This is a genomic window from Streptomyces sp. NPDC056503 (assembly GCF_042794995.1).
Taxonomy (GTDB): domain Bacteria; phylum Actinomycetota; class Actinomycetes; order Streptomycetales; family Streptomycetaceae; genus Streptomyces.
In genome coordinates this window covers 1-22108 of the sequence record NZ_JBHTST010000146.1, presented here as the reverse complement: position 1 = coordinate 22108, position 22108 = coordinate 1, and the positions used below count along the sequence as shown (strand labels likewise).

The 22108-nt window shown below is 70.0% G+C and carries 17 protein-coding genes and 1 pseudogene; 16 read left to right on the top strand and 2 right to left on the bottom strand.

The window, feature by feature from the left end; translation table 11 throughout:
* The first annotated feature begins 221 nt into the window (after nucleotides 1-221).
* The 14 genes from ACFQ8C_RS31235 (at nucleotide 222) to ACFQ8C_RS31170 (ending at nucleotide 18251) form a co-directional block, all read left to right on the top strand.
* Entirely contained in the window at nucleotides 222-938 is a 717-nt protein-coding gene (locus tag ACFQ8C_RS31235; RefSeq protein ID WP_383464027.1) for an NADPH-dependent F420 reductase, read from the top strand.
* Nucleotides 939-1126: 188 nt separating this feature from the next.
* Complete coding sequence (locus tag ACFQ8C_RS31230; RefSeq protein WP_383464024.1) at nucleotides 1127-2035, top strand: helix-turn-helix transcriptional regulator; 909 nt, start codon at nucleotides 1127-1129, stop codon at nucleotides 2033-2035.
* Nucleotides 2016-2927: an arginase family protein gene (locus ACFQ8C_RS31225; RefSeq protein WP_383464021.1), complete on the top strand. Its 912-nt coding sequence runs from the start codon at nucleotides 2016-2018 to the stop codon at nucleotides 2925-2927. Before ACFQ8C_RS31230 ends, ACFQ8C_RS31225 begins: the two co-directional genes overlap by 20 nt.
* Before the next feature lie 147 nt (nucleotides 2928-3074).
* Complete coding sequence (locus tag ACFQ8C_RS31220; RefSeq protein ID WP_383464018.1) at nucleotides 3075-4292, top strand: Cmx/CmrA family chloramphenicol efflux MFS transporter; 1218 nt, start codon at nucleotides 3075-3077, stop codon at nucleotides 4290-4292.
* A gap of 379 nt (nucleotides 4293-4671) precedes the next feature.
* Complete coding sequence (locus ACFQ8C_RS31215; RefSeq protein ID WP_383464031.1) at nucleotides 4672-4911, top strand: transposase family protein; 240 nt, start codon at nucleotides 4672-4674, stop codon at nucleotides 4909-4911.
* Nucleotides 4912-5131: 220 nt separating this feature from the next.
* Nucleotides 5132-5626 (top strand): STAS domain-containing protein, encoded by a 495-nt coding sequence (locus tag ACFQ8C_RS31210; RefSeq protein WP_383464015.1) that lies wholly within the window; start codon nucleotides 5132-5134, stop codon nucleotides 5624-5626.
* 1514 nt (nucleotides 5627-7140) lie between these two features.
* Nucleotides 7141-8241 (top strand): bifunctional DNA primase/polymerase, encoded by a 1101-nt coding sequence (locus ACFQ8C_RS31205; RefSeq protein ID WP_383464012.1) that lies wholly within the window; start codon nucleotides 7141-7143, stop codon nucleotides 8239-8241.
* 26 nt (nucleotides 8242-8267) lie between these two features.
* Nucleotides 8268-9773, top strand: a complete 1506-nt coding sequence (locus tag ACFQ8C_RS31200; protein WP_383464028.1) for a phage/plasmid primase, P4 family — start codon at nucleotides 8268-8270, stop codon at nucleotides 9771-9773.
* On the top strand, nucleotides 9770-10171 hold the full coding sequence (locus ACFQ8C_RS31195) for a DUF6009 family protein (protein WP_383464009.1): 402 nt from the start codon (nucleotides 9770-9772) through the stop codon (nucleotides 10169-10171). Before ACFQ8C_RS31200 ends, ACFQ8C_RS31195 begins: the two co-directional genes overlap by 4 nt.
* Before the next feature lie 1011 nt (nucleotides 10172-11182).
* Complete coding sequence (gene tap, locus ACFQ8C_RS31190) at nucleotides 11183-13357, top strand: telomere-associated protein Tap (protein WP_383464006.1); 2175 nt, start codon at nucleotides 11183-11185, stop codon at nucleotides 13355-13357.
* Nucleotides 13358-13361: 4 nt separating this feature from the next.
* Nucleotides 13362-13922: a telomere-protecting terminal protein Tpg gene (gene tpg, locus ACFQ8C_RS31185; protein ID WP_383464004.1), complete on the top strand. Its 561-nt coding sequence runs from the start codon at nucleotides 13362-13364 to the stop codon at nucleotides 13920-13922.
* A gap of 43 nt (nucleotides 13923-13965) precedes the next feature.
* On the top strand, nucleotides 13966-14520 hold the full coding sequence (locus ACFQ8C_RS31180) for a hypothetical protein (RefSeq protein ID WP_383464001.1): 555 nt from the start codon (nucleotides 13966-13968) through the stop codon (nucleotides 14518-14520).
* Between the two features lie 33 nt (nucleotides 14521-14553).
* A complete protein-coding gene (locus tag ACFQ8C_RS31175) occupies nucleotides 14554-17220 on the top strand; it encodes a Helicase associated domain protein (protein ID WP_383463998.1) in 2667 nt (888 codons plus the stop codon).
* A 287-nt stretch (nucleotides 17221-17507) separates the two neighbouring features.
* On the top strand, nucleotides 17508-18251 hold the full coding sequence (locus ACFQ8C_RS31170) for a hypothetical protein (RefSeq protein ID WP_383463996.1): 744 nt from the start codon (nucleotides 17508-17510) through the stop codon (nucleotides 18249-18251).
* Between the two features lie 20 nt (nucleotides 18252-18271).
* Here the strand turns inward: ACFQ8C_RS31170 and ACFQ8C_RS31165 are convergent.
* Nucleotides 18272-18385, bottom strand: a pseudogene (locus tag ACFQ8C_RS31165) (IS5/IS1182 family transposase); the annotation flags it as partial.
* A 601-nt stretch (nucleotides 18386-18986) separates the two neighbouring features.
* On the opposite strand from ACFQ8C_RS31165, the gene ACFQ8C_RS31160 reads away from it, so the two are divergent.
* A complete protein-coding gene (locus tag ACFQ8C_RS31160) occupies nucleotides 18987-20066 on the top strand; it encodes a hypothetical protein (RefSeq protein WP_383463994.1) in 1080 nt (359 codons plus the stop codon).
* A gap of 534 nt (nucleotides 20067-20600) precedes the next feature.
* Here ACFQ8C_RS31160 and ACFQ8C_RS31155 read toward each other — a convergent pair.
* Nucleotides 20601-21026 (bottom strand): hypothetical protein, encoded by a 426-nt coding sequence (locus ACFQ8C_RS31155; RefSeq protein WP_383463991.1) that lies wholly within the window; start codon nucleotides 21024-21026, stop codon nucleotides 20601-20603.
* A gap of 445 nt (nucleotides 21027-21471) precedes the next feature.
* Here ACFQ8C_RS31155 and ACFQ8C_RS31150 point away from each other — a divergent pair, with 445 nt between their 5' ends.
* Nucleotides 21472-21930 carry a hypothetical protein gene (locus ACFQ8C_RS31150; protein WP_383463989.1) on the top strand — a complete coding sequence of 153 codons (459 nt, stop codon included), beginning with the start codon at nucleotides 21472-21474 and terminating at the stop codon, nucleotides 21928-21930.
* Nucleotides 21931-22108 lie beyond the last annotated feature (178 nt).

The window sequence follows — 22108 nt, the reverse complement described above, 5'->3', positions numbered from 1 at the left end:
GGTACCGATGGCGCCGCGGCGGGCGGGGCGGCAGCAGCGGGGCGATGCGTTCCCACAGCTCATCAGGCACAAGATCATCCGACACCCGCAACACTCTGCCGCCACCCGACCTGACCGCCAAGCCCCTACGCCGAACTCATTCTGAAACGATCAGTTAGGCGCGGTCTTCTGTCGGCCCGCCGCCCTCTCCTCTCGCGCACCAACATGAAGGAATCGCTGTCATGAGCACCATCGGTTTGATCGGCAGTGGGCTGATCGGGAGCACCGTCGCCCGGCTTTCCGTCGCCGCGGGGCACGATGTCGTCCTGAGTAACCGGCGCGGACCTGAGACGCTGGCCGGGCTGGTCGCGGAGCTAGGCTCACGTGCCCGTGCCGCGACGCCAGCCGAGGCGGCGAAGGCCGGGGACATCGTCGTCGTGACGATCCCGCTGCACGCCTACCGCACGGTCTCTGTCGAGCCGCTGCGCGGCAAGGTCGTCATCGACACGAACAACTACTACCCCGAGCGCGACGGCCGGATCGGCAAGCTGGACGACGAGACCACGACGACCAGCGAGCTGCTCCAGGCCCACCTGCCCGACTCGCACGTCGTGAAGACCATGAACAACATCTTCTCGGTGCACCTCGGCAACCTCGCCCGGCCGACCGGCGATCCCGAACGCTCGGTGCTCGCGGTTGTCGGTGACGACGCCGCCGCCAAGGAGACGGTCACGGCCTTCCTCGACTCGATCGGCTACGACGCGCTGGACGCCGGTCCGCTCGCCGAGGGCTGGCGCTTCCAGCGCGACACCGCCGCGTACAGCGACCCGTACTTCAGCGAGGGATACAGCCTGGCCGCGACGAACGCGCAGGGAGCCGCTCCGGGGCCGGGCCGCACCGTCACCGCGAACACGCTGCGGGCTGCCCTGGCGGCGGCGAAGCGATACCGGGACATGTGACGCTGGCCGGGCAAATCCTCAGGACGGCCTCACCGCCGGCCGGGCACGGCTTGCGAGGCCGTGACCGGGCGTACCCGCCCGCTCGTGTCCACGCCCAGTCGCTAGTGCGGCGGCTGGACTCTCAGCGTGGGTCCAGCTGGACCACCTTCGGGCGCCCGCAGCGGCGCGGTAGAGGAGATTCTGGAGTCATGGGTAAGGACCGCAACGCCGAACTGGGTGACTTCCTGCGCTCGCGCCGCTCCCGGCTGCGTCCCGAGGAGGCCGGGCTGCCGCCGGGCGTAAGCGCCGGTACACGGAGGGTGCCAGGTCTGCGGCGGGAGGAGGTCGCCCTGCTGGCCGGGGTGAGCAGTGACTACTACACGCGTCTGGAACAGGGCCGTCACCCCCACGTGTCGGACCCCGTGCTGGACTCCGTCGCCCACGCCCTGCACCTGGACGACGTGGAGCGCGGCTACCTGCACGACCTCGCTCGCAACACCGCGGGCTCACGTCCGGGTGCCACCGCCCGGACCCCAGCGCCCGTACCGCGCGTACGGGCCGCGGTCCACCAGATGCTGGACGTGCTGGGCGAGGTCTCCCCGGTCCTGGTCGTCAACCACCGCCGGGACGTCCTGGCCGCCAATCGGCTGGGCAAGGCGCTGATCACCGACTTCGACGCGCTCCCGGCCCGTGAGCGCAACCTGGCCCGGTTCGTCCTGCTCGACCCGGCCGCCCGCGAGCTCTACGCCGACTGGGACGAGGTCGCCGAGAACCTGGTCGCGGTGTTGCGCCGTGCTGCCGGCAGCCACCCGGACGACCGGCTGCTCAACGAGATGATCGGCGAGTTCGTCGTCAAGGTCCCACGGTTCGGTGCCTGGTGGGACAGCCATCAGGTCCGCCAGTGCGACCACGGCGAGCAGCGCTTCCACCACCCGCTCGTCGGCGACCTCACCATGCACCACGAGACCCTCGCCCTGCTCGGCGAGTCCGACCAGGAGATCTGCCTCTACACCGCAGAGCCCGCCAGCGCCTCCGCCGAAGCCCTGCGCCTGCTCGCCAGCTGGACCGCCCCCGACATCGCCGAAAGGAACACCGCCGATGACCATCAGCGCCACTGACCCCACCCCCTCCGCGTCCGGCACGCACCTGCGGCTGCTGTGGCCCGAGTGGCAGGGCGCCGGCGCCGACGTGGTCGGCGAGCTGGCCGGCGAGTTCCCGCTCGATGTCGCCCGCCGGGCCTACACCGTCGGCACCACGGTCCTGGCGGCCGTACTCCCTCCGCACGACGGGCCCGTCGCCACCGTTCCCGTCCCTCTCGACGACCCCGGCGAGGACGTACGGGACGGCATCGAGTCCAAGACCGTCCTGACCCGGCAGCTCAACAACGCCCTGAAGATCATCACGGAACAGGAGCCTGCGCGCATCACCACCCTCGGCGGCACCTGCACCGTCAGCGTCGCCCCCTTCACCTCGCTCGCCGCCCGCTACCCCGACGACCTCGCCGTCGTCTGGATCGACTCCCACCCCGACATCGACACCGGCGACACCAGCTACAACGGCTACCACGCCATGGCCGTCTCCATGATCACCGGCCACGGGGACCCCGAGATGTCCAAGCTCCTCCCGGCCACCGTCCCGGCCGACCGAGTTGCCCTCGTTGGCCTGCACGAATGGGTCGAGGACGCCTACGCCCACGTCGGCGAGTGGGGCATCACCGCTTTCGGCCCGGAGGACCTGCGCGCCTCCAGCCGGCCGCTCCTCGACTGGCTCGCCGCCACCGGCTGCTCGCGTGTCGTCATCCACCTGGACGTCGACACGGTCGACGCGAACGAGGGCCCGCTCGGCCTCGGCAAGGTACCCGGCGGCCTCACAGGCGCCCAGGTCAAACGCATCGCCCACGACATCAACGGCGCGTTCGACATCGTCGGCACGACCGTCGCCGAGTTCTTCCCCCGCGACGTCGTCCACGTTCAGCAGGTCCTGAACGGCTTCCCCCTCATCAGCGGCTGACCTCCGCCTAAGCCGCTCGCATCACTGATCCGCTCGCGCCTGTCCTGTCACCTGCCTCGACAGGCCGATCGGGCGTCTCGTCCTGCCCCGAAGCGCGCGCGTGCACCAGCCTGCTCGCTCGGTCATGTCCTCAGGAGCAACCCCCTCATGCCTTTGATCATTTACGTCCTCGGGTTCGGCACATTCGCCCAGGGCACCTCGGAGTTCATGCTCTCGGGCCTGCTCCCTTCCCTCGCCGGAGATCTGGACAGATCACTGTCCGAGGCAGGGCTGCTGGTGTCGGCGTTCGCGATCGGCATGGTCGTCGGCGCTCCCCTGCTGACGCTGGCTACTCTGAGGCTGCCTCGGCGCGCGGCCCTGATCGGCTTCCAGGCCGTGTTCGCTGCCGGGCACGTGGCCGCCGCGCTCGTGCCGCACTTCGGTTTCCTGCTGGTCATGCGGGTGGTGACGGGCATGGCGTACGCAGGGTTCTGGACGCTCGCGTCGGTCGCAGCGGTCTCGCTCGTCGCCACCGACCGGCGCGGGAAGGCAATGTCCGTGGTGGTGTCCGGGCTGAGCCTGGCCATGATCCTCGGTGTTCCGGCCGGCACGCTGCTCGCCCAGCACGCCAACTGGCAGGCCGCTTTTGGGGCGGTGGCTGTCACGACCGCGCTGTCCGCGGTGGCAGTGTTCTTCACTCTGCCCACCGGACACGACACGACGACTGCGCGGCCGACGCCGCGCAAGGAACTGTGCTCGCTTGCCGTGCCGCGGCTGTGGGTTGCCTACGCCACCACCGCGCTGACCACCTCCGCCACCATCGCGGTCTTCTCCTACCTCGGCGCTCTGCTGCAGGACGTCACAGGTGTGACCGAGGGGCTCGTCCCGCTGGTGCTCGGACTGTACGGAGTGGGTGCTCTGACTGGCCTCACGATAGGCGGCCGGATCGCCGACCAGGCCCCCTTCGGCGCCCTGCTCAACGGCATGGCTACAGTCGCGGTCGTGGCCGCCGGCATCTCGGCCGCCGCACACGCTCCCATGGTGGTGATCCTGCTCACCGTCCTCTTGGCCGCCGGCGGCTTCCTCACCAACCCGGCCGTCAACGCCCGCGTCTTCGGCATCCTCGGCGAAACCAGGACGCTGGGCAGCGCGATGAACATCGCCGCCTTCAACGTCGGCATCGCCGTCGCCCCCTGGATGTCCGGCCTGGTCATCGACGCGGGCCCCGGCCTCGCCGGCATCGGCTGGGTGGGTGCCGCGTTCGCTCTCGCGGCCATGGCGAGCACCTTGCTGGACCGGGGCCTCACCCGCCGCCACCGGCACGCGACGCCCGCCTCGGCAGTCACCGAAGTACCCGAGCCCGAGTATGTCTCCACGCTCCGGTAGCAGGACCCGGCCGGGCCAGCACGCCGACCACCGGCCCCTCCCACCCAGGTCGGCTGACGCTTTGAGCTCGGCCGGGCTGTTGTCGCTTCCCGACTCGTTGTCGTGGTGAACGCGCAGGAACTCGGTCCGGCGCACACCCGCGATCACCTCTACGGGACCGGCTCGTAGCTGACGAGGGCCTCGGGGCAGTTCTCGGCGAGTCCGAGGAGCGACTGACGCTCGGTCTCATCGGCGGCCAGTTCCCAGCGCAGCTTCGTCGCAACCCAGGTCGCGGCGTAGGCGCAGTGGTAGGAGGTGTCCGAGGGCAGCCACTCGGCGATGAAAGAGGCTCACTAAGGATCTTCAGAGTGGTCACCGATCGGGTGACGGCCAAGGGCGGATAGCAGACGAGGCCTTCGGGCAGTGGTTCGAGATGTCTGACGTCTCAACCGCTGTGATCGGGAGACCCCTCACCACCAGACAAGCAGCCGTCAACCGAGCACACGCCCGACTCCGCTTCCCCGTCGAGCGAGCCTTCGCCCGCCTCAAGGCCTGGCGGATCTTCCGCAAAGCCCGGATCAGCCCCAACCGACTCACGTCAATCACCAAGGCCATCCTCACCCTCGAGAGACGACGCTGAAGATCCTTACTGATTCAAACGGGTGGGGCGCCTCGAAGGGCCGCCGTATGGCGCTCCCGGCAAGTACGGGATGCTGACGGCGACCGGGAGGAGCGCCTGGCAAACGCTTCCTCCTAACGGTGGGAGACTTTCCCTCTTTCCGGCGATCGCCGCTGGTCACTTGGGGTGAACAGGAGCCCGGCGCCGTTCCTGGCCCCGGGCGGAAGGCGTTGGAGAGGGTGTGAGTACCGCAAGCACAGCTCCGATACTGACCGTTCCTCTCGTTTCCCCCGCTCCTCCTGTCGTGCACGACTCGGGCGCGGACGCCGCGCCCGGCAACATAGTCGTCGCCTCCTGCACCACCCTCGGCACCACCCTGATCGTTCACCTCACCGGGGAAATCGACCACTACAGCGCAGCCCCGCTGCGAACCCTTCTGGCCTCGGCAGCGGACGACGGCTACTGCGGCCTCGTCGTGGACACAGCCCAAGTCACCTTCTGCGACTCCGCGCTCCTTGCCGTCCTGGGTTGGTGGCCCCAAAACGGCCGACGCCTCAGCCTCGCAAACTGCTCCCGGGCCGTTCAGCACCTCCTGGACGCGGCTGCCTCCACCTGGCAGCAAACCGGCCGGCCCGCCTCCCGTCCCAGGAGAAACCGGCGCCACCGACCGTCTCCTTCCGTCTCACAGAGGCCGGGCAGCAGTACGCCGGACGCCTGGGCCGCAGGAGAGCGATAACCCGCATCAGGCGAGCACAGCGTTGTCAGTGGGGATGCTGGGGCCGGTAGCGGTCAGGCCATCGGCTCCAGCGCTCACCGGCACGTTGTCAGCCGGCTTGTGTGCGGTGCCACCATGCCCTCGCCCGCTGCATTATCCCCGGCGAGCGTCGACTGCTACGTCCAGGATCCGCCTGTGCTGCAACAACGTATCCGCGGCTGGTGAGGAAGATAGCTGTATAAACCCACTCAACGACAGCACCCGCCCCACCGTGGCTTGCTATCAGCAGGCCTTCGCCCGCATTGCCGACGCGTACCGCGGTCGGCGAATGAGGCGGCGACTTCCAGTACGGCCGTCTCACTCGCCCATGCTCTGAGCCTCCAAGAGGAATCGACCAGCATCAGTCCAGCAGCGTGTCAGTCCACCCACGGGGGGCTGCTCTTGCGGCCGGTGACCGGCCGTCCGGCGATCTCGGACAGGTCCGCCTCTTCTGCCAGCAGACGCCGCAGCCACCGGCTGACTGCTGCATCTCACGGTCGTCAGCTGGTCTCCTTCGTCGATGTCTCCCTGCTCGCGGGGCGGACCAGGGCCAGTGACCCAGGAATACGGCGGCCGAAGGCAGCGACGGCCGGGATGACGGCGACGCCGTTGCGCGTGGTACGAGCGGCCAGGCCTGCTGCCAGGGGCCGCACACTGGCGTGGGGGCTAGAAGGCGAAGATGTCGCCGGTGGTGGAGAGGCCCCGTCGGCGAGGAAGTCGTGGCGGTCACGGTGCCGGCGAGAGTGAGGACGGCGAGCGCGGCCCCAGCGAGGGCGTGGCAGGGCGCCGGTCGGAGTACGAGCGGTGGATTGCCGGGTCAGGTGGAGCGGGTCCAGCGGATGCCGAGCAGAACGAGCGCGGACACCCTCTGGGCCGGAAGAGCGGCGGTCAAGGCCAGAATGCGGTGCCGTGGTCGGTCTGGTCTCCCTCACCGGCCGCGAGAGCGGCACCGATAGCAGTCCGACCAACGTCCACGCGGCCGTCGAGAGCTTGCTCAAGTACCGGGGGACCGGCTGCATAGTCCTTTGGACGGCTGGGCCAAGGGGGCCACTGGTCTACGGTGCGGATCTCTCTTCTTGGATGCTCAGTCGCTGGGCTTGTCGAGGGGCCAGAGTAGTAGCGACTGAGCGCAGCGACTGTGGATACCTTCAGTCGCTGCCGTAAAAGCCCAGGTCAGAGTGTATGTGGAGACTGTGGCAGCGACTGAAGCGACTGAACTTCTATATATGGGCTGCGCAGATCGCGCGTGTGCGCGTTATATATACGGGTCTTGAGTCGCTTCAGTCGCTGTTGTGAGGGTCCTGAGCCTTTGACCTGCTCTTTTATGGAGCGACTGGGGGCAGCGATCGAAGCTGTTCGGTCGCTGCCCCCAGTCGCTCGGTCGCTGGGTCCGTTCGGCGTACGACTCGCCTGGGGCCATGTCGTCAGATCGAACAGGTATTTTCGCTAGTCTGTCTCCGATGTTGAGTCGCTTCAGTCGCTGATGGGGGAACGAAATGCCTGCTGACCTGCGGGTTTCCGTCAGCGACTCAACAGTGGCCGCCCACTCTCCTCAATCGCTGGCCCTCGCCCGATGGTGCGCGAGCCACGGCTGGCCTGTGCACCCCCTCGCCCCTGGCAGGAAGACACCTGCCGCCAGTTGCTCGGCCTGCCGCCAGCCAGGACACGACCACCGCACTTGCCTGTGCCGCGGGGAAGGCCGCTGGTGCCACGGGTTCTACGCCGCCACCCTGGACATGAACCGCATCCAGCAGTGGTGGGGTCCCCGCCCGCAGATGGGTGTCGCTGTCGCCTGCGGCCCAGCCAACCTCGTCGTCCTCGACCTCGACATGCACCCCACCCCGCCGCCGGACCGCAATCGCCTCCTGCCCGGGATTTCCATCGCCGACGACATCGACGTGTCAGCGATTACTACCGGCTTCCACACCATGGCCGTCCTCGCGGCGCTCCGCGGACAGCCGAACCCCGCCGACGACGCCACCACCCTGCGCGTACGCACCCCGTCGGGTGGCCTGCACATCTGGTACCGAGCCACCGACGCCCGCCGCTGGCAGAGCTCCGTCGGCTCCGGGAAGAACCGCGCGCTGGCATGGCAGGTCGACGTCCGCGCTGAAGGCGGCTACATCATCGCCCCCGGCACCCGCACCGACGCCGGCGTCTACACCCCCCTCGGGACCGCGCGCACCCCAGCCCCGCTCCCGGACTGGCTCGCCCATGAACTCCAGCGCACCCACCACCTGCCAGCCGCCCACGTACCAGCCCCCCGCCCCGTACCCGGGCGCGCCCGCCAGGCCGTCACCGCCGCCCGCCAGGGCGGCGACCCCATCGTCGCCATCCTCAGCACGGTCCTCGCCGAAGTCGCCGACTGCGCGAGCACCCCGGAGGGAGCTGGCTTCTCCGAGAAGCTCAACCGCGCGGCCTACACCGTCGGTGGCCTCGCTGCCGCAGGACACCTTGACGAGCACCACGCCCGTACCGCGCTCCTGGAAGCCGCCTGCCACGCCCGCCCCGGCCAGGAACACCGCGCCGAAGCCATCATCCGTAGCGGCATGACCGCCGGTGCCCGACGCCCCCTCCACCCCGGGAGCCGCTCGTGACCACCCCCGTCGGCGGCGAGCCGAACATGCTCTTCGACTTCGACCCCCACGACCTGGCTGCCCAGATCATCGCCAAGTCCCGCCCTGTCCTGCCGCCCCAGCAGGCCGGAGAAGCCCTCCTGCCCGCTCCGAACGCCGTAAGCCCGGCAACGGCGCACGGCCTGCTTCCCGACTCCCTGACCGATCGCGGCAACGCCAAGCTGTTTGTCAGGCTCTACCAGGCCGACTACCGACACGTCCCCGGCCTGGGCTGGTACCGCTGGGACACCACCCGCTGGCAGGTCGACGAGGACGACTCCGTCCTGTGGGCCGCCGGCGACATCGGTGAGCACCTCGCCCTCACCGACCCCACCGGCGAGCACCCCGAAACCGCCCTGCGCAAGCACCGTCGCCGTTCCCTGAGCACCGCCGGCATCAACGCCCTGCTCGCCCAGGCAAAATCCGCCCCCGGCATGGTCCTCAAGGCCGAACACCTCGACGCCGACCCCTACGCTCTGTGCACCCCAAGCGGCATCGTCGACCTGCGCACCGGACTCCTGCGCACCCCGGACCCCAACAAGGACTTCCACTCCCGGTCCACCTCCGTCGGCCCGGACACCACCCCCATCCCGCGCTTCCGGCGCTTCCTCGACGACACCTTCGGCGACGACGCCGAAGGCGCCCAGATGATCGCCTTCCTCCAGCTCCTCCTCGGCTACTCCATCACCGGCGACGTCGGCGCTCAGGTCATGCCCTTCCTCTTCGGCGCCGGCAAGAACGGCAAGTCCGTCCTCCTCGACGTCCTGATGAAACTCCTCGGCGACTACGCCGACGCAGCCCCGCCCGGCTTCCTCATGGCCCGCCCCTTTGAAGGCCACCCCACCGACCTCGCAGAACTCCACGGCCGGCGCGTCGTGGTCTGCTCCGAGGTCAAGCCCGGCGACAAGTTCGACGAGGCCCGCGTCAAGCTCCTGACCGGCGGCGACCGCATCAAGGCCCGCCGCATGCGCCAGGACTTCTTCTCCTTCGCCCCCACCCACCACCTGTGGCTGCTGGGCAACCACCGCCCCGAAGTCGGCACCGGTGGCTTCGCCTTCTGGCGCCGTATGCGCCTGATTCCCTTCGAGCGCACTGTCTCCGACGACCGCAAGATCGACAACCTCGCCGACATCCTCGTTGCCGAAGAAGGCCCGGGCATCCTCAACTGGCTCATCGACGGCGCACGCCTCTACCTCAGCGGGCAAAAAGACCTCACCGGACCCGACAAGGTCCGCATCGCCACCACCGCCTACGCCGACACCGAAGACCACACCGGCCGGTTCTTCGACGAAGCCTGCATCCAGGGCCCCGACTGCCGCACTGAGCAGCGCACCCTTTACGACGCCTACCGCAACTGGTGCACAAGCGAGGGCTGCCTCGCCATGAACAGCCGCACCTTCGCCGCCCGGGCCCGCGAACTCCTCGGGCTGTCCTCCCCGAAAGAGATGATCTTGTCGAATTCGAGGAAGTACTACCCTGGCATCGGACTGCTCGCCCACGAGGAGACGTCATGAGTTCCCTGATCAGCGAGAACGATCTCAAGCACGAGACCGACATCGTCTGGCTTGAGGACGTCTCCACCCTCGAATACGTCCGCCAGAGCCTCGACCGCCTCCCCACCCGCTCCGGCAAACCCGCCTACCACCGCGACGGCCGCATGGTCGGCTACGCCGTGCTCAGCACCACCGCGAAAGCCTCCCGCGCATCCGGCACCTTCCGCCGCCGCGTCTTCTGGCTCCTCCCACACGACCGGGACACCGCCCCCCACGGCCTCTACGCCGGCTCCGCCCCCGCCGAGGCCATCGACCCCTTGACCCTCGCCCCGACCGTCAAGGGCCGCAAGACCGAGCGCTCCGAAGGCGGGCCGCCCTCCTCCGCCATGCAGGAGCTCGGCATAACGCTTCCCCTCTGACACCGCACAGCGACCGAAGCGACCGAACTTCCGACAAAGGGCAGCGAAAACGCGCCAGGGGAGAGTGGCCCGTCCCCACGGTGAAGCTCTACAGCAGGCTGTTGATTCCAACTCTGCTCAGCGGGCCAGGACAGCACCCGCGACCAGCGCCAACACCGCTGTGACGAGAAACCGCCACGCCCGAAACGGCCGACGGGACCAACGGGAGCCCAACCACTCCACCCCCCACGACCCGAGAACAGCGCTGAGCGCCCCCACGAACGCAGCCCCAACACGCTGATCACCCAGCGCGAAGGACAGCTGCATAACCCCTCCGGCCTGCATCAACCACGCCATCAGCTTCAGGAACCCGTAAACGGCAAGGCGCCCCTCCCGCGCCTCTTCCTCCGCAGTGACGATCTTGACGCGAACGTAGCGTGACACTGTTCTCCAACCAGAAAGGCAAGGGACCACTGCCCCTGCCAACCCGGCGCCCACCTGGGCCGTTACGGGATGCAGCGGCGCTTCGCCGCTTCGGGACCGTGGCCGGACATCTGTGCACCGTCCCGGCGGTCCGTCTCTACCTGATCCTGTGCTCGCTGGTGATCGACAAGCCGGTCCAGTGCGCAAGCTGACGCTCGCCGAGCTGTGCCACCTGCTGCCGCGCAAGGCGGGGGCGCCGGGCGAGCGGCCGGAGCCTTCGAGCGCCTCGCGGATCCAAGGCCTGCTCGACCAGCGCACTCGGGCCGGCCTGATCACCATCCCGGAAGGACGCCCCCTCCCGACATCCTCCCGAGCCCTGGCGGCCAGTTCCTCCAGGAGTGGGTGGGGATGGGGGCTGGTCACAGCCATCCTTCCCTCGTGTGCCGCTCTGCCCCAGAGGGTCGATGGCAACCGATCCTTGCTCACCCGTGATTCGAACGGATTTGCCCTCAAAGTTTCTTGAACTGCTCTTTTGCGGCAAGATTCTGAAATTCGAGGGCTCATTCAGGGCTCAATCCGGTAGGGTTTCCTTGGAGGTGAGTCATGTCCATGGACCCGAAGAGGGACCCGAGGGAAGCGGCGCTGTTCAGGGCCGTGGAGGATCTGCTGGCGGGTGGCCCGGAGTTTCCGGCTCCGGCCGAGCGGGCGCGGCTGCGTGAGGCGGCCGGTGTGACGCAGGCCGCGCTCGCCCGTGTTCTGGAGACCACGCCGAACACGGTGAAGAACTGGGAGTCGGGCCGCAGTGAGCCGCGCCCGCCGCGCCGCGCCCCGTATCTGGCGCTGCTGGAGGGCTGGGCACGCAAGTACCCCGCTCCCGCCCCCGAGCCGGCTTCTACTGCTCCCGCGGAGCAGCCGCCCGTCGGGAACTCTGCTCCCGTAGCGACTGCTGTCCCGGTCCGGCCCCGGCCGGGCAAGGCCCGGCCGGTGTCAGCACCGCGCCGCCCGGCCGCGCGGAAGACCGCGGTGAAACCGGCAGCTGCCGCGGTCGATGCGCGGTTCGTGAACGGGCCGCTCGCCGTCGTCGACGCCGACGCCGCCGGGCAGGTGTCCGCTTACTGCGTCGGCGGCCTGGTCCTCGACGTCCCCGCCGAGTCCCTGCCCGAACTCGTCGAGTGGACCCTTGCCGAGGCACGGCTCGGTGCGCCGCGGATGGACAGCTGGGGCCGCGACGCCGACCCGCTCATCGCTCTTACCCCGGGGGCGCTGGAGTTGTTCGGTCTGCCGGTCGAGCTGTCCGAGGACGAGCAGCACGCGGGCCGGCTTCCCGCCGGTCATCCGGTCCTGGAAGAGCTGGCGGCGGCCGAGTGGCAGCTGACCCGGCGCGGGTTCGGACCGTGGGCGAGGATCTACCGCCCCGCCCAGGGCGGCCGCCGTGCCTGCGTGCAGCTGTGCATCCCGTCCTGGCGTGCGCTTCATGCCCGCTCGTGGGGCCACGCCGAGGACCTGGCGCCCGCGGAACTCGCCCGCACCCTGGGCCTGTACGCGCAGCGTGTGATGACCCCCCGCGGCTCCACCGCGGTCACCGGCCTGGAGCTGATGACCGCTCTGCACCCGCCGACCCGCGCTTCCCAGCCGGACGCCGACGGCCACCGGCACAGCGTCCACAACCCCGGCTCACTCGGCAAGGACCCGGTGGACCCCGCGCCGTGCGAGGCGATCGACGGCCACCCCGTCCTCGCGCACCTGCCCCGCTTCCACGTCCGCGGCCCCGCCGAGCGCCTCTTCGAGGAGGCCTACGACTGGGCACGCGAGCTCACGGACGACGAGTGCATGAAGAGCCATCTGGTCGGCATCGACGTCAACATGGCCTTCGCCGCCGCCGCGAACGGTCTCCCGGTCGGCCTGTCCGCCGCGCCGGTCCATACCGTCGACCCGGTCTTCGACCCGGCGGTGCCCGGCTCCTGGCTGGTCGACCTCTCCCACATCGACCTGAACCGCGTCCGTGTCGGCAAGCAGTGGACGCAGCTGCGCGGTGAGCTGCTCCCCAGCCCGTTCACCCCGACCGGCGAAACCCCCCAGGGCCCGGCCTGGTACGCCACCCCGACCGTCGCCTACGCCGTCGAACTCGGCTACGACGTCCACCCCCTGGAGGCGTGGCTGCGCCCGCAGGCGGGCCGGTACCTGGACGGCTGGTACCAGCGGCTGCGGGACGCGTACGTGGCGACCATGGACGATCTCGGTGTCGCCGAGAAGCTGCCGCCCGCCGACTTCCTCACGGCGATGGACGGCTGCAAGACCCGCGACCCCGAAGCCGCGATCGTGCTGGGCGCGATCAAGAACACCGTCAAGGGCGGCATCGGCAAGCTCCAGGAGAAGGCCCGCGGCGGCGGCTGGCGACCGGGCCAGCCCTGGCCCGCGCTCGCCCGCCCGACCTGGCGCCCCGACATCCGCGCCGCGGTCATCTCCCGCGCGCGCACCAGCATGCACCGCAAGATGATCGCCCTCGCCGCCGCCACCGGCGCCTACCCGGTCGCCGTCCTGTCCGACTGCGCCGTGTACGCCACCGACGGCCCTTCCCCGCTCGACGCCCTCCCATACGGCCCCGACGGCAAGACGATCCCCGGCTCCTTCCGCATCGGGGTGTCCCCGGGCATGGTCAAGCACGAGGGCACCCAGACGCCGCTGTGGGCGGAGCAGCTGCGCGAGCAGGCTCAGTCCCCGCTTTTGAACCTGGCCCGCTACATCAAGGCCGGCACCACCGCCGGCCCGGACACGGGGGAGTAGACCCATGGTCGTGAGATCGGTCGGCGAAGGCCTGGACCGGATGCTGGAGAAGGCCTTCACCCGCAAACCCCCGCGGTCCGCGGGCGCCCAGATGCGGTTCCTCGTCAAACAGCTCAAGGGCACCAAGGCCGTGGCCCAGGCCCTGGGGATCTCCCAGCGCACCGTCGAGCGGTACGTGAAGGACCAGATCAAGCGCCCCCGCCCGGACCTCGCCGGGCGGATGGCCGGCGAGGTCCGCAAGCGCTGGCAGCCGAAGGTGCGGGAGAAGGCGAAGCAGGCGGCCGTGACCAGCCAGGGCGTGATGATCGACGTCCGCGCGAGTCTCGGCTACGCCGCCCCGGCCGGCACCACCGACGAGGCCCGCGAACGCCACCTCACCCTCGCCCTGCCCCCGCACCACGCCGGACGCCTCTTCGACGCCCAGGAACGCGGCGGTGAGCGGCAGATGCGCCAGGCCGTCGCCGACGCGCTGAAGGACGTGTACTTCCAGCAGCGCGGCACCCGCGCGGCGAGCCTGGACGAGGTCCGCATGCTCGACGTCCAGCACATCGAGTTCGAGCTGTGACCGGCGCGGAACGCGAGGACGCGAGCAAGGAGGACTGTGTCCGGTGAGTATCTGGAGCCCGCAGGACGTAGCCCGCGACTTCGTGCGCCGGCATGCGGCCGGACTGGACGCGCAGGACATCGCCCGCAAGGTCGCTGAAGCGGCGCAACGAAAGCGGGAGACCGCCGCTGACGCCCGACATGGCACCCGGCCCAGCGAGGGCCTGGTGGGCCTCGACATCGACCCGCAGCTCCTGGCCGACTCCTGGGCGGCCAAGCACGTCGAATGGCGGCGGGTCCAGGCCCTGCTGGCAGCGTCCGGCCGGCCGGTGTACGCCCCGGCCGACGACGAGGCCGGCAGCCGGTGGGCGCGCGAGCGGGAGCAGCACCACGAACAGAGGCTCGCGGCCGCCGCCGCGCACCGCGAGCAGCTGCGGGAGGAGCGTTCCGCTGCCGCCTTCCAGCTGCGGCTGACCGCCGACACGGCCGCCCCGCTCTACCAGGCCGCTGCCCGCTTGGGCCTGACACCGCAGCAGGTCCTCGCGCACCTCGCCGCCCGGGTCGAAACCGGCCACGACGGATCCCTGTCCGTGCCGGCCTTCCACCTCGACCACCCCTGACCCGCACCCTGGCAGAGAAGGAGGCAAGAGCCCGTGAGCACGACGATCCACCTGCGGGAGCACCAGACGGCCGGCCTGGCCGCGATCCGGTCCTGGCTCGGCTGGCCCCACACCAGGACGCCGCGTCCGGCGGGGGAGCGGGCGACGTACGTGTCGGCGACCGGCTCCGGCAAGACGTACACCGCGGCGGCCGCGGCCCGCGACTTCTTCCCCGGCGGCCGGATCCTGGTCATGGTCCCCACCCTCGACCTCCTGGCCCAGACCGTTCAGGCCTGGCGCAGGATCGGCCACACGGGCCCGATGGCCGCCGTCTGTTCCCTGTACGGCGACGACGTCCTCGAAGGCCTCGGGGTGCGGGTCACGACGAACCCGATCCAGCTCGCCCTGTGGGCCGGCAGCGGCCCGGTCGTCGTGTTCGCGACGTACGCCTCCCTCGTCGACCGTGACGATCCTGAGGACTTCACCGGCCGGGCGAAGATCCGCGGCCCGCTGGAGATGGCCCTCGCGGGCGGGCAGCGGATGTACGGGCAGCGGATGGACGGCTTCGACCTGGCGGTCGTCGACGAGGCCCACGGCACCGCCGGCGACGCCGCCCGCCCCTGGGCCGCGATCCACGACAACACCCGCATCCCGGCCGCCTTCCGCCTCTACATGACCGCCACCCCGCGGATCCTCGCCGCGCCCCGCCCCGGACCCGGCGGCGAGCAGCCGCCGATCGTGTCGATGACCAGTGACCCGGACGGTACCTACGGCCAGTGGATCCACGAGCTGGGCCTGTCGGAGGCGATCACCCGGGAGATCCTGGCCGGCTTCGAGATCGACGTGCTGGAGATCCGTGACCCGGACCCGGTCCGCGGCCTGTCGGAGGAGGCGCTGCGCGGCCGCCGGCTCGCCCTGCTGCAGACCGCGCTCCTGGAGCACGCCGCCCGGCACAACCTGAAGACGGTGATGACCTTCCACCACCGGGTGGAAGAGGCCGAGGCGTTCGCCGCCCGACTGCCCGCGACCGCAGCCGAGCTGTACGCGGCCGAGCCGACCCTCGACGCCCTCAAAAAGGCGGAGGAGGCACTGCCCGGGTCGTCGATCGAGGCCCGTTTCTACGACCTCGACCCCGGCCGTCACGTCCCACCCGACCGGGTCTGGTCGGCGTGGCTGTGCGGCGACCACAAGGTCGCCGAACGCCGCCAGACCATCAACCAGTTCGCCAACGGCATCGACGCCGACAACCGACGCGTCCACCGCGCTTTCCTCGCCTCCGTCCGCGTCCTGGGCGAAGGCGTCGACATCACCGGAGAACGCGGCGTGGAGGCCGTCTGCTTCGCCGACACCCGCGGCTCCCAGGTCGAGATCGTCCAGAACATCGGACGCGCCCTGCGCCCGCGCACCGACGGCACCGCGAAGATCGCCCGGATCATCGTCCCCGTCTTCCTCCAGCCCGGCGAGGATCCCGAGGACATGGTGGCCTCCGCCTCCTACGACCCCCTCGTCGCCGTCCTCAACGGCCTGCGCTCCCACTCCGAACACCTCGTGGCCGACATCGCCTCCCGCGCCCTCACCCGCGGCGAGGAGCCCCGCAGAAGCCACCTCCAGCGCGACGAAGAGGGCCGCATCATCCCCACCGCGCCCGGCACCGGCGACGAGGACCAGGCCGACGACGCCGCGCAGGACGCCGTCGAATCCGTCCTGCTCCACTTCGCCGGCCCCCGCGACCCCGCCACCATCGCCGCCTTCCTGCGCACCCGCGTCTACCGCCCCGAGTCCCTGGTCTGGCTGGAGGGATTCCAGGCTCTGCGCCGCTGGCGCGCCGACAACGGCATCACCGGCCTGTACTCCGTCCCCTACGACACCGAAGCCCCCCTCGGCCAGGGCGACGGCGAGCGGCTGTTCCCGCTGGGCCGCTGGGTCCACCAGCAGCGCAAGAACCTGCGCGCCGGCACCCTGGAACCCCACCGCAAGGCCCAGCTCGAAACCGAGGGCATGGTCTGGGAACCAGGCGACGAGGCCTGGGAGACCAAGCTCGCCGCCCTGCGCACCTACCACCACGCCCACGGCCACCTCGCCCCCCGCCAGGACGCCCTGTGGGGCGAGAGCGACGAGGACACGATCGCGATCGGCCAGCTGATCACCAACCTCCGCCGGCCCGGCGGCCTCGGCAAGGACCCCGACCGAACCACCACCCGAGCCGCCCAGCTGGCAGCCATCGACAAGGAATGGAACTGCTCCTGGCCGCTCGACTGGCAGCGCCACCACCGCGTCCTGGCCCGCCTGGCCGCCGACGAACCCGACAACCGCCTCCCCGACATCGCCCCCGGCGTCATCTACGACGGCGACGACCTCGGCGCCTGGATCACCCGCCAGCATCGCGCCTGGGACACGCTCACCGACGAGCAGCGCACCCGCCTCACCGCCCTCGGCATCACCCCGCCCACCGCCGAGCCGGCGCCCGCTTCCGGCCGCGGAACGGCGGCGGGAAAGACGTCGGCGGCCTTCCGCCGAGGCCTCGACGCCCTCGCCCAGTTCACCGCCCGCGAAGGCACCGGCGCCGCCCCCGCCCGCGGGCACACCGAAACCCTCGTCCTCGACGGCGAGCAGCACGACCACAAACTCGGCATCTGGTACGCCAACCTGCGCCAGCGCCGCGACAAACTCACCCCCGCCCAGCGCGCCGCCCTCGCCGAGCTTGGAGTCACCTGGGCCTGAACCGACCTTCGCAAGCCCTACCGCTGGTTCACCCACCGCCACGGGAGCCCTGCCGCAGTGCAACTCCACGGGGCGTCCGCTGGTCACCACCCGCATTCGAGGTATTGACGAGCAGACCGTCGACCGCGAGTCGATCCACGCCCGTACTAATGCACTTCACGACTGCGCTCGCCCCTTGACGACGGCCACCCGCAACCTGTTTGACGACCCTTGTGTCCCCCCGGCACCCTCGGGACGGGGGACACAGCCGTAGGCGGTGTACGCACCGACAGGGGAGGAGTCAGGGCGTGGCGAAGCAGTGCGTCTTCTGCGGGGAGAAGGCGGGAAGCAGAGAACACGTCCTGCCAGCCTGGATGGCCCGCGCGGCGCCGAAGGCGTTCACCGAGTCGAGCGGCGAGCGCAACCTTTACACCGGCGGCCAGATGAAAGTAATTCCCCACAAGTTCGCCACTATGACCGTCAAGTGCGTCTGCGGCACCTGCAACAACGGCTGGATGTCCCGCCTTGAAGCATCAGTCAAACCCTTCCTCATGCAGCTGACCCGCGGCGAGCAGATCGCCCTCGGTCCCGCTGAACAGACCGCCCTCGCTACCTGGTCCATGAAAACTGCGATGATGATGCTGCGCGCCTCTTACCTCGACGATCCACACCCCATACCCAAGTCCGACTACAAGCACCTGTACGAGTACGGAAAGCTGTCCATGCGGCGTATGAGGGCCAATGCCTTCTACGTGGAACCGCCCGGCGACGACGAGCACCACATCTGGGGCGACCTGCGTGTTCTCCCCTTCAGCACCCGCTACCGCGGCTATCAGGTCAAGCTGCGCGTTGGCTGGTTCGCTGTCCAGCTCCTTTCGGTCGCGCTGCCGCCCGCCTACGAGATCGGCCAGCTCGGGCGCACACTGCGCGCGCAGCCGTTGTGGCCAGCACAGGCCGACCAGTTCACCTGGCCGCCACTCAAGCCCTTGCCGTACGAGACGTGGCTAGCCATGGAACCGCGCCAGCTCGCGGTCATGAAGCGGCCCGTCTGACCGACCCCATGCCTTCGGCCACGGCCTCGCCGCAGGCGGTGGCCGATCTGCTTGGACGGCTGAGGGATCACTGCGCGGATTCCGCGCCGCCGAAGGTGCGCGCGGATCGCGCGGGATGAGTACGCGCGGTCAGCAGCGAAGCCCCGGACGAATGGCCATGCATTTGTCTGCGCCAGGAATCCACCAGCGAGTATCCCTGCTACGTCGAACCTGTCAGCCATGCTGCTACCTCAGGCGGCCCGCCTCCCCTGTATCGGGCGGCATCGCGAAGTATTCGCCACAGCCACAGTCGGAGAGCCTCATCGCTCCGGCCGACCGGAACGAAAGCGGCCGGCGCCCACTTCCGCCGAGGCGGGTGGCAAGGGCGCCGGCCAACCGAAAACACACACTCCGGGAGACCCGAGAGGCGTATCTCGCCTCCGAGTGTATCCGTATGGCCCGGTGCTGCGGACGCGACCACTTGCCCGAAGTGATGTAAGATGGGTAATGTTTTTTCTGACGGGTCGTGGCGGCTCGCCTGCACCGAACACCCTCAACCTTCCGCCGGAGCCTTCATGCCCTTCCCCGCCACGTCCCTGGCGGCCGCGGCGCGCCCGGCCACGCCCCGCTGGCCGGCGGCCGCCGGCGCTGCCGGGGCGGGCGGCCCGTACGACCCGGACCGCCTGTACACCTGAAACAACCTGCCGGCGGGGTGCCGCCAGCCCCCCCCGCCACCCAGTGATGGAGGAAACGAAAATGATCCGCGCCGGACGTCTCAGGTACGTCCAGACGATGGCCGACCTGGCCGATGCCCTGGGCAAGTCCCTCGGCACCGTCCGCAACACCAAGCCCTACGCCGCGCAAGGCCACCCGGCGCCGATCAGCTCGCCCACCTCCCGCGCCCAGCTCTGGGACGCCGAGCAGACCGAGGCCTACTACGTCGGCAAGCCCGTCCCCGAACTGCCCCAGGCCGACGACGACGAGGACCTCCTGGACCGCCACGAAGCCGCCGAGCTCCTGGGCATCAAGCCGGTGAGCTGGAACACCTACAAGCAGCAGGACCAGGACCTCATCAACGGCATGGTCCTGGTACCCGAAGGCCCCAAGGGAACCGAGCACTGGCCCCGCCGCCTGGTCCTCGCCTACAAGAACAAGCGCCCCGGCCGCGGCGCCGGCGGCGGCCGCCGCGAGGGCAGCGGCGACATGATCCCCCGCGACCAGATCCTGCCGCGCATCGCCGAACTCATGGACGCCGACCCCACCGTCACCGTGGAAGCAGTCGCCGACACCCTGGGCATCACCAAGTTCCCCACCGCCCAGTCAGGCCTGGCCACCCTGCGCGGCCGGCGGATCGCCGACCTCATCGAAACCCACCCCGGCCTCGACCCGAAGACCGCCGCCCTCCAGCTGGGCTACCCCACCAGCACCCACCGCGGCGCCATCACGATGGCCGAGCGCGAACTGCACGCCCGCAGCGCCAAGCCCTACCTGCAGCAGACCGCAAACTTCCTGGCCGCGGCCGGCATCGCCCCGCCCACCCAAGTGGAGATGCGCCAGGTCGACGGAGAACACCTCACCACCGCCCTGCCACTGGCCGCAGGCCAGCCGGCGCCCGCACTGGTATGGGACGAACGCTTCGGATGGCGAACCGCGACCAGCCGCCGGCACCCCATCGGCAAGCCCACCAAGACCGCACCCGAAGGCGAAGGAATCCGCTACCTGGGCACCGGCCTTAAGCCCGACCCGGAAGAGCTGCTCACGGCACTGCGGGACCAGCGCCGCGGCACCAAGCACCCCAAGACGCTCCTGGACGAGCACACCAACGGCGAGGACTGAGGCGGGGCGACGCCAGAGAAAGAGCCCGAACCCGCCTGCTGGTTCTGCGACTCGTACGGTGACGAGGTTGACGAGGCCGACGCGTGCTGCCCCGACGGCGGGCCGAACCGGCATACGACCGCTGACCGGTTCGCCGCCAGTGCGCGGCGGGTCGTTCCGCGGAGCCCCCTGGCAGGCGCGTGGGGCCGGGGCGTCGTACGGTCGCGGTGACGCTCCCGATGGGCGTACCCGGCTGATCCCCCGCGTACTTCGCACGGCGCGGGGGATCTCCTGCCGGCCAGCAGAAGACCAGCCCCGCGCTGTGTGCCGGCGGGATCGACAGCGACGAGCTGCGCGCCGATTCCCGCCGCCCGCTGGTGCCGATGCGGTGGCGAACAGCACGAACGCCGAAGCGGCCCCGCCAAAAGGCGAGACCGCTTCATGCGCAGCCGGTTCGGTGCCGGACCCGGTCGACGCGACCTTCCCGGGAACGGCGGCCCGCCGCCGAAAGGCAGCACCAGACGGCGGACCGCCGAGCGGCCGTGGCCTTCCCGCTCAGGCATGCACGCTCGGAGCCCCGGCGTATTCGACGTCCGGCTCCGGCGAAGGTTCCCCGGTTTCCGGGTCGGTGAGACAGGCCCCGGCGATCTCGCCGGGGCTGAGAGGCGTGGCATGGAACCCCTTGAGCTTCCAGCCGCGTACGCGGGAGGTCTTCTCGTCGAGGCAGGTGCGCACCGTTGCGCTTCCGCCCTGGCTCGCCATGAGGCGGAGGATCACCAGGGCCTCCAGGACGGCATCGCGGTCCGCGTCGAATTCCTTGCCCTCGATGATGAACGGGATGGCGATGCCGAGGCGGCTGGCGTTCGCCGAGGTTTCGAGGGTGAGGGTGTGATACCCGGTCCCCACCGCGCGGAACAGACCCATCAGCAGAGATCCGGCGCGCTGGATCTCCTGCAGGGGGTCGTGCGGTTCGTGTGCCATGTCGGTTCCTCTCGGTCTGCTTTCGGACGCCGGGTGACTGCCACCGTCAACCGGCAAGGAAACTATATCATTCAAGAATCATGATGGGGGGTCGTCCCACGCTTTGCGGTTCAGGGCGTGCGCGCCGCTGGCCAGGCTCGCGGGATATGACGCCTGGGCTCCGGTCCGCAAGATGCCGGCGCGACTGACAGGCTGACCGCGGTACTCGGACGTCGTCCCTTATGGTTGTTTGGTTCGTTGTGCTGGGCATGACGAGTCTTGCCGAGCGATTGGTGCCGTCGGCTCCACCACCGCTGTGAGCGCAAGCCAGAGCGCTTCCTCGCCTTCGCGGCCATCGCCGCCAGCCTCGTCGACTACCGGCGACTCACTAAATGAAATGATGTCCGAGGCGGAAACGTATGTGCGGCTGGGGCGCCCGAGTCGGCTGCCCGAAGAGGGGGGCTCGGTGAGTGATCTGCCACGAAGGTTCATCTGGTTGATGGCTGCTGCTGGAGGGGTTCTCGTTGCGGCGTTGATCGGTTTCCTGATGGACCTGACCGAGGATCAGAGCCGTGCGCCACTCACTGTCACTGACGTGGAGGGGGTCTGGTCTGCTTCGGACGGCGGACGTCTGACGGTCAGGGCCGACGGTTCCGCAGAGCTGGAGCGGGTGATGGAGCCGGAGGCAGGCTGCGGGCAGTCTGCCGGGCAGGTTCACTTCTCGTACACCGGTCCGGCGACCTGGGCGTTCGACACCTGGCCTGACGAATCACCGGGAATCAGGTTCGACTACCGAGGCGCAGCCGGAGGGAAGACGTGCAAGGTCTACCTCTCCGTCTCGGTCTCAGACGAGACCGGCAGTGTGGGGTTCTTCCCGCGCAACCCCGAGCCGTCATACACGCGCGGAGGCACACATCCGGGCTGACCGCAGGCCTCCTCCACGGTCCAGCGGCGTCCCGCGGCCTTGGCGAGCGCGCTCGGCGGGACGGGGCGGGCCGAGTGCGGCGGTAGAAGGCGGGTTCGCCGGTGCGCCGGTTGCGTCGGACGGAGACCGCACGGATGCTCGGGCAAGGGGGAGGCGGCACGGCGCTGGCCGTGCCGCC

Excerpts from the sequence above, each read along its gene's own strand:
- ACFQ8C_RS31235 (WP_383464027.1), top strand. The coding sequence starts at position 222 with ATGAGCACCATCGGTTTGATCGGCAGTGGGCTGATCGGGAGCACCGTC.
- ACFQ8C_RS31230 (WP_383464024.1), top strand. The coding sequence starts at position 1,127 with ATGGGTAAGGACCGCAACGCCGAACTGGGTGACTTCCTGCGCTCGCGC.
- ACFQ8C_RS31225 (WP_383464021.1), top strand. The coding sequence starts at position 2,016 with ATGACCATCAGCGCCACTGACCCCACCCCCTCCGCGTCCGGCACGCAC.
- ACFQ8C_RS31220 (WP_383464018.1), top strand. The coding sequence starts at position 3,075 with ATGCCTTTGATCATTTACGTCCTCGGGTTCGGCACATTCGCCCAGGGC.
- ACFQ8C_RS31205 (WP_383464012.1), top strand. The coding sequence starts at position 7,141 with ATGCCTGCTGACCTGCGGGTTTCCGTCAGCGACTCAACAGTGGCCGCC.
- ACFQ8C_RS31200 (WP_383464028.1), top strand. The coding sequence starts at position 8,268 with ATGCTCTTCGACTTCGACCCCCACGACCTGGCTGCCCAGATCATCGCC.
- ACFQ8C_RS31195 (WP_383464009.1), top strand. The coding sequence starts at position 9,770 with ATGAGTTCCCTGATCAGCGAGAACGATCTCAAGCACGAGACCGACATC.
- tap (WP_383464006.1), top strand. The coding sequence starts at position 11,183 with ATGGACCCGAAGAGGGACCCGAGGGAAGCGGCGCTGTTCAGGGCCGTG.
- tpg (WP_383464004.1), top strand. The coding sequence starts at position 13,362 with ATGGTCGTGAGATCGGTCGGCGAAGGCCTGGACCGGATGCTGGAGAAG.
- ACFQ8C_RS31160 (WP_383463994.1), top strand. The coding sequence starts at position 18,987 with ATGATCCGCGCCGGACGTCTCAGGTACGTCCAGACGATGGCCGACCTG.
- ACFQ8C_RS31155 (WP_383463991.1), bottom strand. The coding sequence starts at position 21,026 with ATGGCACACGAACCGCACGACCCCCTGCAGGAGATCCAGCGCGCCGGA.